This is a genomic window from Kitasatospora sp. NPDC058063 (genome assembly GCF_042885395.1).
GTDB lineage: Bacteria > Actinomycetota > Actinomycetes > Streptomycetales > Streptomycetaceae > Kitasatospora > Kitasatospora lactacystinica.
This window is the reverse complement of sequence record NZ_JBHVSD010000011.1, coordinates 244,484-258,021: the sequence shown is the minus strand read 5'-3', so window position 1 is coordinate 258,021 and position 13,538 is coordinate 244,484. Positions and strand designations below refer to the sequence as shown.

The 13,538-nt window shown below is 72.7% G+C and carries 11 protein-coding genes; 3 read left to right on the top strand and 8 right to left on the bottom strand.

Features of this window, described 5'->3' with window-relative positions:
• Positions 1-129: 129 nt before the first annotated feature.
• From ACFVUY_RS21400 to ACFVUY_RS21380, 5 genes are all read right to left on the bottom strand, one after another.
• Positions 130-1,884 carry a glycoside hydrolase family 15 protein gene (locus tag ACFVUY_RS21400; protein ID WP_387732021.1) on the bottom strand — a complete coding sequence of 585 codons (1,755 nt, stop codon included), beginning with the start codon at positions 1,882-1,884 and terminating at the stop codon, positions 130-132.
• 123 nt (positions 1,885-2,007) lie between these two features.
• Positions 2,008-3,111: an enolase C-terminal domain-like protein gene (locus ACFVUY_RS21395; RefSeq protein WP_387691109.1), complete on the bottom strand. Its 1,104-nt coding sequence runs from the start codon at positions 3,109-3,111 to the stop codon at positions 2,008-2,010.
• The gene (locus ACFVUY_RS21390; protein ID WP_387691107.1) at positions 3,108-3,623 is read right to left on the bottom strand and encodes a DUF1360 domain-containing protein; all 516 of its coding nucleotides are present in this window, start codon (positions 3,621-3,623) and stop codon (positions 3,108-3,110) included. The genes ACFVUY_RS21395 and ACFVUY_RS21390 overlap by 4 nt, the downstream gene beginning before the upstream one ends.
• Before the next feature lie 3 nt (positions 3,624-3,626).
• Complete coding sequence (locus tag ACFVUY_RS21385) at positions 3,627-6,689, bottom strand: FAD-binding and (Fe-S)-binding domain-containing protein (protein WP_387732018.1); 3,063 nt, start codon at positions 6,687-6,689, stop codon at positions 3,627-3,629.
• Positions 6,690-6,692: 3 nt separating this feature from the next.
• Positions 6,693-8,480: a thiamine pyrophosphate-requiring protein gene (locus tag ACFVUY_RS21380; protein ID WP_387691103.1), complete on the bottom strand. Its 1,788-nt coding sequence runs from the start codon at positions 8,478-8,480 to the stop codon at positions 6,693-6,695.
• 347 nt (positions 8,481-8,827) lie between these two features.
• Here ACFVUY_RS21380 and ACFVUY_RS21375 point away from each other — a divergent pair, with 347 nt between their 5' ends.
• Entirely contained in the window at positions 8,828-9,322 is a 495-nt protein-coding gene (locus ACFVUY_RS21375; protein ID WP_387691101.1) for an SRPBCC family protein, read from the top strand.
• Positions 9,304-10,935: a phytoene desaturase family protein gene (locus tag ACFVUY_RS21370; protein WP_387732015.1), complete on the top strand. Its 1,632-nt coding sequence runs from the start codon at positions 9,304-9,306 to the stop codon at positions 10,933-10,935. The genes ACFVUY_RS21375 and ACFVUY_RS21370 overlap by 19 nt, the downstream gene beginning before the upstream one ends.
• Before the next feature lie 77 nt (positions 10,936-11,012).
• On the opposite strand, the gene ACFVUY_RS21365 is transcribed toward ACFVUY_RS21370, so the two are convergent.
• The 3 genes from ACFVUY_RS21365 to ACFVUY_RS21355 all read right to left on the bottom strand — a co-directional run bounded on the left by ACFVUY_RS21365 (position 11,013) and on the right by ACFVUY_RS21355 (position 12,512).
• On the bottom strand, positions 11,013-11,558 hold the full coding sequence (locus tag ACFVUY_RS21365; RefSeq protein WP_387691097.1) for a DUF6328 family protein: 546 nt from the start codon (positions 11,556-11,558) through the stop codon (positions 11,013-11,015).
• 143 nt (positions 11,559-11,701) lie between these two features.
• Positions 11,702-12,046 (bottom strand): hypothetical protein, encoded by a 345-nt coding sequence (locus ACFVUY_RS21360; protein WP_387691095.1) that lies wholly within the window; start codon positions 12,044-12,046, stop codon positions 11,702-11,704.
• 256 nt (positions 12,047-12,302) lie between these two features.
• Entirely contained in the window at positions 12,303-12,512 is a 210-nt protein-coding gene (locus tag ACFVUY_RS21355) for a hypothetical protein (protein ID WP_387732012.1), read from the bottom strand.
• 528 nt (positions 12,513-13,040) lie between these two features.
• Between ACFVUY_RS21355 and ACFVUY_RS21350 the strand changes: the two genes are divergently transcribed.
• Positions 13,041-13,463: an SsgA family sporulation/cell division regulator gene (locus tag ACFVUY_RS21350; RefSeq protein WP_387691091.1), complete on the top strand. Its 423-nt coding sequence runs from the start codon at positions 13,041-13,043 to the stop codon at positions 13,461-13,463.
• The last annotated feature ends 75 nt before the right edge of the window (positions 13,464-13,538 follow it).

Here is a 13,538-nt window from a genome sequence, read left to right as displayed (position 1 = left end):
GACTCCGGTCGCCTTGCTGCCGGTGACGCGAGCCTCTCCCCATCCGTCAGGCAGGCGCGACGATGCCGCCGGGACTCGCCAGCGGCATCGTCGCGCTCCAGCGTGCGGGTCAGGCGGATCACGACGGGCTCAGTGACCGGGTGCGAGCGTGGCGGCGGCTTCGAGCACCAACCCGTGAACGAACGCTTGGGGCAGGTTGCCGCGCAGCTGGCGTTGGGCGACGTCGAACTCCTCCGCATAGAGGCCGGGCGGACCGCAGGCTGCACGGTTGCGTTCGAACCAGCGCACCGCTTCCACGTCGTTGTGCTGCTGATGCTCCGCCAGGGCCATGACGAATCCGCACAGCAGGAAGGCACCCTCGGCGTCCTGAAGAGGCCTCCTGTCGTGGCGGAACCGGTAGACGTAGTGGTCCTGCACGAGATCGGCGCGCACCGCTCGCAGGGTGGCGATGGTGCGCGGGTCTTCGGGAGGCAGGGCGCCGCGGATGGCGGGCAGCAGCAGGGCCGCGTCCACGCCCGTCCGGGTCGGGGAGCGCTGCCACCGGCCGGTGGGATGCAGGCAGTCGGCGGAGGTCTCCGCGAGGATCGCATCCGCCAGCGCCTGCCAGCCGGCGGCGCGCCCGCTGCCGGCCCGGGGTGCTGCGGCGGCGATCGCTCGAAGGGCGGCCGCGCAGATCAGGCGGCTGTGCGCCCACCGGTCGTCGTGCAGTTCCCAGATCCCGGCGTCCGGCTCGCGATGCCGGGTGGCGATCACGTCGGCGGCGGTGAGCGCGGCGTGCCAGCCGTCGGGGTCGAGCCGGTCGTGGCGGGCGGCGGCGGCAAGCAGCAGCAGGCTCTCCCCGAACACGTCGAGCTGGAACTGGCGGTTGACGTGGTTGCCGACGACGTCGAAGCCACCTGGGTAGCCGGGCAGGTCGAGGGTGCGCTGGTCGGGTACCGCCGCACCGGTCACGGTGTAGGCGGGCGCGAGAGCCGGACCGTGTTCGAGCAGACGGGCGGTGACGAACCGTACGGACTCGTCCAGCAGCGCGTGCGGCCCCGCGGCGGCGACGGCCTGGCCGATGTAGGCCTGGTCGCGGATCCACACGTACCGGTAGTCGTAGTTGCGGCCCGTCTCGGCGCGTTCGGGCAGGCTGGTGGTGGCCGCTGCCACCGTGCCGCCTCCGGGACCTGTGAGGCCGGCCAGGACGCTGTAGGCGTGCCGGGCGTCGCGCCGGCCCAGCGTGTTCGCTAGGTCGGGCACGCGCGCGGTCCAGGCCGCTTCGGTGGACCGCCACAGCACGTCGGCCGCCTCCGGTTCGGGCAGGGGCCGATCGGAGATCTCCAGGACGAGGTCGTGGTGCTCACCGGTCTCCAGACGCATCATGGCGGACAGCGCCGTATCGCCCGGCCGGGCGTCGGGCGCTCCGCTCCAGCGCACATACAGTTTTCCGGCCCGTGCCGTCCAACGCCCCTGCCCGTCCCGGCGCACCTTGCGCAGCCGGTGTGTGCCGAATCCGGGGGCCGGGTGCAGGTGGACGTCGAGGCGGGCGTCGCCGTCGACCGCCAGGATCCGGCGCAGCACCACCGCACGGTGCCGGTCGCCGGGGTAGGCGAGGGCTTCGCGGCATTCGACGACGCCGGTGATGGTGATCCAGCGGCTGCGCCAGATGAGGCTGCCGCTCTCGTAGTAGCCGCCCCAGACGAACGGGTCCGTGGGGGTGACGGTGTACCAGCCCGGGCCACCGATCAGGGTGGCGAAGACGGCGTCGCTGTCCCAGGTGGGTGCGCACATCCACACGATGTCACCGCGCGGTCCGACCAGGGCGCCGCGCTCGCCGTCCGCGAGCAGGGCGTAGTCACGCAGGGCGTGAGGGGCGGGAGAGCCCTCGATGGGGGCGGTCACGTTCTCGTCTCCTGGGGTACAGCGGTGCGGGCCGCGTGTCCGCGGCCGGATGGACGCGGAGCGCCGGGAACGTGCACGGTCTGCGGAGGCCGGCGGCCGTCGTCGAGAGCGAGCCGGGTCTCCTCAGGCGCGGACACGGTAGCGCTCCGCCACCTCGGTGCGGAGGGCCAGGCCGAGGCCTGGCTCCCCGCTGTGGCCCGGGCGGACCAGTCCCCCGTCCGGGCTGAGGGTTCCCTCGAAGAGGAGGTTCTCGATCCGGACGTGGTCGTGGAACCATTCCAGGTGCCGCAGGTTCGGCACGGCGGCCGCAGCGTGTGCGTGGACGTGCGGGGCGCAGTGTCCGGACAGTTGGAGTCCGTGGGCCTGGGCCAGGGCCGCTGCGCGCAGCCAAACGGTGATGCCGCCGCAGCGGGTGACATCCGCCTGCAGGCAGTCCACGGCCGAGGCCATGCGGGCGAAGTAGGGCAGGTCGTATCCGTACTCGCCGGCCGCGACGTCGCAGGTGACGGCGTCGCGGACGTGGGCGAGGCCGGTGAGGTCATCGGAGGAGACGGGCTCCTCGAACCAGCTCGCCCCCAGGCCGGCCAGCGCCCGTCCGACGCGGACGGCCTGTTTGCGGGTGTAGGCGCCGTTCGCGTCCACGTACAGGGCGGCGTCGTCGCCGACCGCCTGCCGGGCCTGCTCGGTGCGTTCCAGGTCGCGCCGTTCCCGGCGACCCCAGCTCTCGCCGATCTTGATCTTGAATCGGTGGAAGCCCTGTTCGACCCAGCCCGCGAGCTGCTCGGCGAGTTGCCGGTCGGTGTAGGTGGTGAAGCCACCGCTGCCGTAGAGGGGAACCTCGCGGCGGGCGGCGCCGAGCAGGTCGACCAGGGGCAGGCCGAGCAGGCGGGCCTTGAGGTCCCAGAGGGCGATGTCGACGGCTGAGATCGCGCCGGCGACCAGCCCCGGGCGGCCGACGTTGCGCACCGTGCGGCTCATCGCCTCGTTGGCGGCCGGGACGTCGAACGCCGGGCGGCCGATGACCGTGTCCCGGAGGTGCCCGGTGATCACCTGGGCGGTGGCGGGGGCGCCGTAGGTCCAGCCCAGGCCAGTGGTGTCCCCGCTGCGGGCACCGACGAGGATCATGGTGGTGGAGTCCCAGGCGAGAGTGCCGTCGGCTTCCGGAGTGTCGGTGGGGACGTCGAGGACCTGCACGTGCAGGGCCTCCACGGTGTCGGCGACGGTCATGGCGTCTCGTCGGCCGCGTGCTGGGCGGCGGCGCGGGCGAACTGCAGGAAGTCGGCGCCGGCCAGGGCGGCCAGGGTGGCGGTGGCGAGCCTGGTGGCGCGCGGGGCGAAGACGGACCCGGCAGTGCCTGCGGTGGCGACCCACAGGCCGGTGCAGAACGGGCAGGTGACCAGCTCGCCGACGGCCTTACGGGCTCCGGTGCCGCGCACGTCCTCCTCCAACTCGGCCGGGCCGGATGTGCCTTCGAAGCGGGTGAACGGCGCGCGCAGCGGGCTGGTGACCGGGTCCTTGGCGATCAGGCGGGAGAGCTGATGGGTGGCCAGCGCGTTCAGGGCGACGTCCCACGGAGTCGGGCAGGGCAGCTCTCGGCGAAAGACCCGGGCGGCTGCGGCGGTGCCGAGCACCGCGGTGGCGTAAAGGGCCATGAGACCGGTGTAGGCCGCGAGCGGGCGGTCGTTGTCGCCGGTGTAGGCGCGGGCTTCGCGGTGGAGCCGCTCGTGCAGGGACCGCATGGTCTACCTCCTCCTGGCGCGATGGCGCCGCACGGCGGCAGCACCGGCCGCCGCCAGGCCTGTCATCGCGCCCGCGACACCTGCGGTCAGCAGGCCGGCCACCGCGTCGCGGGGTTGCGGGCGCGGGATCGTCTTCTCGGGATGGTCGGCGGGCAGCGGCCCGTCCAGCGCCAGGGCGAGGGCCTCGGCCACGTGCACGGCCAGCCGTCCGGTTGAGGACTGTTCGATCTGGGTGCGGCAGCTGAAGCCGTCGGCCAGGACGAAGGCGCCGGGGGCGGTGTCGCGCACGGCCGGGAGGACGCCTTGCTCGGCAATGGCCTGGGACAGGTCGTAGTGACCTTGCTCAAAGCCGAAGTTGCCGGCCAGGCCGCAGCAGCCCGCGTCGAGCACATTCGCGTCCAGGCTCGCGCGGCGCATCAGCTCCCGGTCGGGGTCGGTGCCGAGGACGGCGTGCTGGTGGCAGTGGGTCTGCACGGTCGCCGCCCGGCCGATCCGGGGCGGTTGCCAGCCGTGGGGGGTGTGGTTGACGAGGTGTTCGGCGAAGGTGCGCGTCTGCGCGGCCAGGCGGGCGATGTCCTGGTCGCCGTCGAGCAGGTCGGGGGCGTCCGCGCGGAAGACCGCGGTGCAGGAGGGTTCGAGCCCGATGATCGGGGTGCCGGCCTCCAGCCATGGGCGCAGGGTCCGGATGGTGCGTTCGAGGACGCGACGGGCGGTGGCGAGCTGCCCGGTGGAGATCCAGGTCAGGCCGCAGCACACCGGCCCCTCGGGTACGGCGACGTGGAAGCCGGCGTCCTCCAGGACGCGGACGGCGGCGTCGGCCACGTGCGGCTGGAAGTGGTTGGTGAAGGTGTCCGGCCAGAGCAGGACGGTGCGCGGATCGCGCGGATCGGGCTCCGCCCAGCCCTGCCGATGCCGGATTTCCTGGAACGATTCGGCGGCGAAGAGAGGTGCGGCGCGGCGCGGGTCGATGCCGGCCATCCGCTTTCCCAACCGTGCGAGGCCGGGGGCGTGCAGGGCGGCATTGGCCAGGCCCGGCGCCGTGCGGGCCAGCCGTGCCCACAGCGGGAGCCAGCCCATCGCGTAGTGGGCGGCCGGGCGCACGCGGCCCTGGTAGTGGTGGGCGAGGAACTCGGCCTTGTAGGTGGCCATGTCGACGCCGACCGGGCAGTCGGACTTGCAGCCCTTGCAGGCCAGGCACAGGTCCAGTGCGTCGCGGACCTCGGTGGAGCGCCATGCGCCGGTGACCGGGGAGTCGTCGTGGCCGCCGAGCATCTCGAACAGCAGCCGTGCCCGGCCGCGGGTGGAGTGCTCCTCCTCGCCCGTCGCCCGGTAGGAGGGGCACATCACCCCGCCCTGGTGGGTGCGGCAGTTGCCGATGCCCACGCAGCGCAGTACCGCGCGGGTGAAGTCGTGGCCGTCATCGGGATACGCGAAGTGCGTCCGCTGCGGTTGGGGCCGCCAGCCGGCGCCCAGGCGCAGGTTCTCGTCGACGCGGTGGGGGTGGACCACCTTGCCGGGGTTCATCCGGTCGCCCGGGTCGAACAGGGCCTTGACCTCGCCCATCGCCTCCACGAGCGCGGGGCCGAACATGCGGGGCAGGAGTTCGCCGCGGGCCTGCCCGTCACCGTGCTCACCCGACAAGGAACCGCCGTAGGAGGCGACCAGGTCGGCCGCGTCGAACAGGAACGCCCGGAACGCCTCGATGCCCTTGCCCTCGCGCAGCTCGAACGGGATCCGGGTGTGGACGCAGCCCTGCCCGAAGTGCCCGTACAGGGAGGCCTGCTGGTAGCCGTACCGGTCGAACAGCCGCTCCAGGTCGCGCAGGTAGTCACCGAGCTTCTCCGGGGCGACGGCGGAGTCCTCCCAGCCCTCCCACGTCTCGGAGCCGTCCGGCGGGCGGGCGGTCACGCCCAGACCCGCCTCGCGGGCCCTGAGCATCTCCTGCTCCCGCGGGGGATCGTCGGACAGCGCCACCGACGGGTCGCCCTCGTCGCGGCCGATCGCCCCCAGCAGCTCGTACGCCCGCGCGTCCGCCTCCTGCTTCGTGTCGCCGGTGAACTGGACCAGCAGCCAGCTGTCGCCCTCGGGCAGGCTCTCCAGCGAGTCCAGGTAGGCGTGCTCCTCGCGCATCAGCTGCGCCATGCGCCCGTCGATGGCCTCCAGCTGGGTGGGGCGGCTGTGCTCGAGCAGGTCGGGGACGGCGTCGGCGGCCTTGTAGATGTCGTCGAAGCCCAGGACCAGCAGGGCCTCCGCCGCCGGCACCTCGACCAGGTGCAGTTCGGCGTGCAGGAGCGTCACCAGGGTTCCCTCGCTGCCGACCAAGGCGCGGGCCACGTCGAAACCGTGCTCCGGTAGCAGGGCGTCCAGGTTGTAGCCGGAGACCCGGCGCGGGATCTTCGGGTACCCACGCCGGATCTCGGCCAGGTGGCGCCCGGTGATGTCCCGCAGCCCTTGGTAGAGCCGGGCGCGCGGTCCGGCTTCGGCCGCGATCCGCGCGTACTCGTCCTCGCTGGTGGGGCCGGCCCAGAACCGGGTGCCTTCGTAGGTGAGGACTTCCAGGCGGTGGACGTTATCGGCGGTCTTGCCGTAGGCCTGGGCGGACGCCCCGCAGCTGTTGTTGCCGATCATGCCGCCCAGCGCGCAGTGGCTGTGCGTGGACGGCTTCGGCCCGAACATGAGCCCGTGCGGAGCGAGTCGGCGGTTGAGTTCGTCCAGGACGATGCCCGGCTCGACCACACAGGTCCGTGCTGTGGGGTCCACCGAGACCAGGCGGTTGCAGTACTTGGTCCAGTCGATGACCACCGCCTCGTTGGTGCACTGCCCCCCGAGACTGGTACCGCCTCCGCGGGACAGCACCGGGGCGGCGAACCGGGAGCAGACACCCACTGCGGCAGCGCCGGCCTCGACCGTGCGGGGCACGACCACGCCGAGCGGGACCTGGCGGTAGTTGGAGCCGTCGGTGGCGTACGCGCCGCGGCTGCCCGCGTCGAAGCGGACCTCGCCGTCCACCTCGGTCCGCAGGGCCCGCTCGAGTGCGGCCAGATCCACCTCCTGGCGCCCGGACACCGGTCAGCTCCGTCCGCTGCCGGGCAGAAACTCCTGGACCTTCGCCTTGACGCCCTGCTGGACCACCGATCCCCGGTCACTGTCGCCCCTGAGCACCGACAGGGCGGCAGCCTTGATCTGGTCCCAGGTGGCGTGCGGCGGGATCGGTGGCACCGCCGGGTCGGTGCGGAAGTCGATGACGAACGGCCGGTCCGCAGCCAGTGCCTGGCGCCACGCCGGCTCCACGTCCTCCGGCTTCTCCACCCGTACGCCGCCCAGACCGAACGTCCGGGCGATGTCGGCGTAGCGCACGTCCGGAAGGCTCTGCGAGGGTTCGAACTGCGGCGCGCCCTGCATCGCCCGCATCTCCCAGGTGACCTGGTTCAGGTCGTGGTTGTTCAGCACCGCGACGACCATGCGCGGGTCGGCCCACTCCCGGTAGTACTTCGCTGCGGTGATCAGCTCCGCGAGGCCGTTCATCTGCATGGCGCCGTCGCCGACGATCGCGATCGCGGGCCGGTCCGGGTGGGCGAACTTCGCGCCGATCACGTAGGGCACCCCCGGCCCCATGGTCGCCAGCGTGCCCGACAGCGAGCCGCGCATGCCGCCGCGCATCCTCAGGTGGCGGGCGTACCAGTTCGCCGCGGACCCCGAATCCGCGGCAAGGAGCGCGTTGTCGGGCAGCAGCGCGTCGAGGGTGTGGACGACGTATTCGGGGTTGATCGGGTCGGCGGACACATCGGCTCGGCGCTGCATGACCTCCCACCAGCGCGCCGTGTTGTCCTCCACCGTCTTGCGCCATGTGCCGTCCGACTTGCGCTCCAGCAGCGGAAGCAGCCGGCGCAGCGTCGAGCCGGCGTCGCCGACGAGGTTGACCTCGAACGGGTAGCGCAGCCCGATCATGGACGGGTCCAGGTCGATCTGCACCGCGCGTGCCTGGTCGAACTCGGGCAGGAACTGGGTGTAGGGGAAGCTGGAGCCGACCACGAGGAGGGTGTCGCAGTCGCGCATCATCTCGTAGGACGGGCGGGTGCCGAGCAAGCCGATCGAGCCGGTGACGTACGGCAGGGTGTCGGGCAGCGCGTCCTTGCCGAGCAGGGCCTTCGCCACCCCGGCGTCGAGCAGGTCGGCGACCTGCTCGACCTCGGCCCGGGCCGAGCGGGCGCCCTGCCCGATCAGCATCGCGACCTTCTCCCCGGCGTTGAGGATCTCCGCCGCCCGGGCGAGGTCCGCCTCGGCCGGTACCGGGGCGTAGTGCGGGACGCCGAGGCTGGAGGGGACCTGCTTGAACGCGTGCGCCGGCGCCTCGTAGTCGAGTTCCTGGACGTCGGCAGGGATGATCACCGCGGTGACCGTGCGGCGGGTCGCCGCGATGCGCATGGCGCGGTCCAGCACGTTGGGCAGCTGAGCCGGCACGGTGACCATCTCGCAGAACTCCGAGGCCACGTCCTTGTACAGGCTGAGCAGGTCGACCTCCTGCTGGTACGAGCCGCCCATGGCGCTGCGGTCCGTCTGCCCGACGATCGCGACGACCGGGACGTGGTCGAGCTTGGCGTCGTAGAGGCCGTTGAGCAGGTGGATCGCACCCGGCCCGGAGGTGGCTACGCACACCCCGGTGCGGCCGGAGAACTTCGCGTACCCGACGGCCTGGAAAGCGGCCATCTCCTCGTGCCTGGCCTGGATGAACCGCGGCCGGTCCTCCGCCCGGCCCCAGGCCGCGAGCAGCCCGTTGATGCCGTCCCCGGGATAGGCGAAGACGTACTCCACCTCCCAGTCGCGCAGTCGCTCCAGCACGTAGTCGGAAACCTTCATCACCGAACTCCTCCACAGCGCGGGCTGGCTCCTGGTGGGCGGACGAGCCCCGGAGAGCGGCTAACCGCTCGCGCCGCGATGAAACCGCCGTGGGTGAACCGCCCGGTGTCCCGCGCAGTATCACCTGCCGGCCCGCAGGCCGCGGGCAGGCATGCCGGGCACAGCACAGTCGCTGCCCCGGACGGGGGCCCGGCGGCGACCGGTCGAGGTTCCGGTGGAACGGATGGCCCAGCCCCACGGCCGAGAACAGGCGGCTGCGAGTGTCGCGTTCAGGGCCATTCGCCGGGTATGCGCCTTTTTGAGATACGGGTGGTCCGTCAGGGACCGGACACGAGGAGGCGAAGCCGATGGCTGTGAGACACGTCCTGATCGAGCGGGCTCCGCAGGCGGTGTGGAGCGTCTTGGGCGATCCGACCGCGTACGGCCGGTGGGTGCCCGGCACGGAGCGAACCCGCCCGGGTGAAGGCCGATGGCCTGCAGTCGGGTCGAGCCTGCGCTACACCGTCAGCGCCGGCCCGTTCCGCTTCGAAGGCCACACCGCCGTACGTGTGTGCGACAGTGGGCACCGGCTGGAACTGGAGGCTTTCGCCGGACGGCTCGGCACCGTCCGGATCGCCATCGAGCTGATCGCGTGGGGCGACGCCACCCTGGTGATCGTCGACGAGCACCCGCTGCGGGGCCTGGGCGGGAGCCTCCACACGGCCCCCGCGGACCTGGTGCTGGATCTGCGCCACCGTCGGCTGCTCGCCCGCCTCGCCCGCACGGTCGAGCAGGCGCCCCGGGCGGCCGACCTGGAAACGTCCGCGCCGGGGGGAGGTCCGTCATGGCCGACGCCGTCGTGATCGGGGCCGGGCCGAACGGTCTGGTCGCCGCGAACGTGCTGGCCGACGCCGGCTGGAAAGTAGAGGTGCTGGAGGCCCAGGATCAGGCCGGCGGCGCTGTCCGCAGCGACCGCGGCGTCCACTCCGACTACGTCAGCGACCTGTTCAGCTCGTTCTACCCGCTGGCGGCCGCCTCGCCGGTGATCGCGGCCCTGCGCCTCGAAGAGCACGGCCTCGCCTGGAGCCACGCGCCGATCGTGCTCGCCCATCCCCTGCCCGACGGCCGCTGCGCCCTGCTGCAGCGCGGGCCGGAGGCCAACAGCGACGACATCGGGCGGAACTTCGGCCGGCCGGACGCACTCGCCTGGCGACGGCTGTCACAGCTCTGGCAGGACCTGGACCCGTACCTGGTGAGGGCGATGTTCGCGCCGTTCCCGCCGGTACGCGCCGGCCTGGCGCTGGCCTCGCGTCTCCGGGCGCCGGGCCTGCTGCGGCTGGCCCGCTTCGCGGCGCTGCCCGTACGGCGACTGGCCGAGGAGGAGTTCGACCGGGACGGCCCGGGGCTGCTGCTGGCCGGCTGCGCGCTGCACGCCGATCTGCTGCCCGAATCGCCGGGCAGCGCCGCCTTCGGCTGGCTCATGGCCATGCTCGGCGAGCAGTACGGCTGGCCGGTACCGGTCGGCGGAGCACGCGCCCTCAGCGGCGCGCTGGTGCGGCGTCTGGAATCGCGCGGAGGCACGATCCGCTGCGGTACCCCGGTCAGCGAGGTCGTCGTCCGCGCCGGCCGCGCGCTGGGCGTCCGCACCGCCCAGGGGGACTACGTCCGCGCGCGCCAAGCCGTGCTCGCCGACGTGCCCGCCCCGCACCTGTACGGCCGCCTGGTCCAGGAAGGGCACCTGCCGCCCGGATTCCGCGACGCCGTACGCCGCTTCCAGTGGGACTTCGCGACCGTCAAAGTCGACTGGGCCCTCGACGCGCCGATCCCCTGGACCGCCGAGCAGGCGCACCGGGCCGGCACCGTCCACCTCGGCGCCGACTGGACGGAACTGAGCGACTACGCACTCCAGGTCAGCACCGGCCGTCTGCCGGCCCGCCCCTTCGGGCTGCTCGGCCAGATGACCACCGCCGACCCGTCCCGCTCACCCGCGGGCACCGAGTCGGCCTGGATCTACACCCACGTCCCCCAGCACATCGCCGACGACCTCGGGCCCGACGGCATCACCGGGTCCTGGGACGACAGGGAAAGCGAAGCCATCGCCCGGCGCCTGGAAGCACAGGTCGAACGCTTCGCCCCCGGCTTCACCGACCGGATCCAGGCCCGGCGCGTACTCACCCCGCCGGTACTGGAACACCTGGACCAGAACCTGGTCGGCGGGGCGATCAACGGCGGCACCACGGCCCTCCACCAGCAGGCACTCCTGCGCCCGGTACCCGGCACGGGGCGGCCCGAGACCCCCATCCAGCGCCTCTACCTCGCTTCCGCCTCGGCCCACCCGGGCGGTGGCGTGCACGGCGCCTGCGGCGCGAACGCCGCCCGCGCCGCGCTGCGCGCCCAGGGAGCCCTGACTGGCCGGCTGCTGCGACCCGTCCTGGCCGGCGCCCAGCGGGCCCTGGCCGATACGGGCGGGAGGTGAGGCCGCGCGACGCCGTCGGCCGGACGGGACGCCGAGACGGGACCCGCAGCCCGGGCAGGCCGGGATTGCAGGGGCTGTCATCGCGGGGGGCGGCCACCGCCGCCGAGGTCACCCTGCCCGGACACGGCAGCCCGGCGCGCGGCGGCCGTGCGGCGCAGCACGACCTGGGGCAGGACGAGCCAGCTGGTGGCGAACCAGACCAGACAGGCCGCGCTGAGGCCCCAGGCGGCGGCCGGGTTGCCGGTGGCGGTGCGCAGCAGGAGCAGCAGCGCGGCGGCGATGGTCAAGGCCAGGGTGGTGAGTCCGATGGCGATGAGGCGACTGGCGACGTGGACCAGTTCGGGTTTCATGCCGTGGCCGGTGAGGAGGCGGTGGAAGGCCACGGGCGCGATCAGGGCTCCGGTGGCGACGGCGCCGAGGACGACGGTGGCGACGTAGAGGTTCTTGTCGAAGTCGGGCAGGGCGGCGAAGCGCGGGGTGAAGGCCACGCCGATGAGGAATCCGAAGAGGATCTGTGCGCCGGTCTGGCACACACGGACTTCCTGGAGCATTTCGCTCCAGAGCCGGTCGGCCCGCTGCTGGGGCGTCTCGTCCCGGCCCGGTGCGCCGTCGTTCTTCGTCAACGAATCCTCCCCGCCTACGGGCGGTGCTTGTAGCGGCTGGCCCGGACCCGTACGCGCAGCAGTTACTCGCCATGGGGCGGGGCGATGGAGCGGGGTGAAGGCGGCGGCGGCCAGGACCGGCGCTGGTTACTGAGAGACGCAGGTCAGGGGCGGTCCTCGTGGTGGCCGCACAGCCACGCCAGCGCCTGGTAGGTACCCAGGGCGTACGCGGCGTCCGTACGTTCCTCCAGGGCATCGCGAAGACGGACCGCGGCGGCCTGGCATTCGGCCAGCAGCTGCGCCCGGCACGGCCCGGTGGCCCCGAGCGCGGCAACAGCGGTGACCGGTGCCGCAATCTGGGCTCCGGTGGCCCACCGGTAGGCCCCCAGGACCCCGTGGTCGAACCCGCCCCAGGGCTGGGGGCGCCGACTGGCGGTCTCGATCGCGTCGAACACCTCGTCCAGCAGGCGCACCCCCACGGCCGGGATCGTTGTCTCATCACTGGTCATGCCCGCAACCTACGACGACTCGCGGCCACCCGCCGCCGGGCCCAACAGCCGGATAGTGGACCGACAAGGTTCCGAGCTATCGGAAGCGGCGCAACCGGGTGAACCGCCCTGCCAGCCAGCGGCCCAAAAGCCGAACGCGGCATCGCCTCGGCGGTCCCGCGCCAAGCCCTCGAACGCTCCGCGGCCCCACTCTGAACGGCGCTTTCGCGCTGCGGCGGCGCCGGACCACAACCGCGCGCTGCCCCCGCCGGATCGCTCAGTCGCTTTCCGCAGGCAACACGATCCGGCGTACCTGCCCGGCCTCCAGCTCGACGATGACGGCCAGCACCGGATGCAACCAGCGCACCATCGACCGCGCGCCCGGATGCGGCTGCCGAAGCAGCCCGGCGACCAGCGCCCCGAGCTCCACCCGCTCCCACTCGGAGATCTCCCCAGTCACCAGCCGCCGACCGTCGGTGAGCACCACCAGCAACCGCTTCCACTCACCCGGTTCGCCGACAGCCCCAGTCACCCAGCCCTTCACCGTGACCCGTCCGGGCGCCGCTCCAGAGCGGACGGCACGAGCATCAGCAAACTCCCTCCGTACACGAGACGCGATCATCCGAGCATGCCACCACACATCGTCGGAGACGATCCGCGCGGCGGCTCTGGCCCGCCGTTTCTCACAGGTCCGTGATGAGCAGTCGTTCGCCGGAGGACCTGCCCCGCCCGGTGTGCATACCTGCCGGACAGGGCCGGTGGTCCGCGCCGGCCGTGTGCTCCTGGCGCTACCGGCAGGCGGAGAAGCACCGTTGCAGATGGCTTCGGCGCGCGCGGCCCTGTCCGGCCTTCCGAGCTCCGCCTACGTGACAGCGACATGCAACACACCTCGAAAGCAAGGGAGTTGTGCAGATATCCGGCCTGCCGACTGGCGCGTGGGCGCTGGGGTAGGCGCGTTGGCATGCGTTGGCCCACCGGAGGCCGACGCACACAGCCGTCGCAGGAGGGTGATCCGATGCAGAAGTCCGCTGTCCGCCCGATGCCCGTCACGTTCCCCGACAGCCCGCTGCCCGACGTCCCGGTCGACGTGGAGCTCCGCTTCGACACGACCCTTCCGTATGCGGCATGCCTGGTGTTCCCGCTGACCCCGTGCAGCTGTACCGGCTCCGACGCCGAGTTGTGCTGGTACTTCAGCCGGGACCTGCTGGACGAGGGGCGCCACGTCCCCACCGGCACCGGGGACGTCAAGATCAGCCCCGGATCGGCCGGCGAAGTCCTCATCACCCTGCAGGGCCCAGACGGTCGGGCAGTGCTCAGCGCCCCGGAGGACGCCGTGGCCGCCTTCCTCACAGACTCGTTCACCCTGGTGCCCGCCGGATCGGAAGCCGACCACCTTGATATCGACTCCGCCATCGCCCGGCTGCGCGCCGCCGACTGATCGCACCCCACCGAGGTCGTCTCCGTCCTGCGCCGCATCGCCACCACACCGTCCACTGCAGCGCGTGAGGCGGCG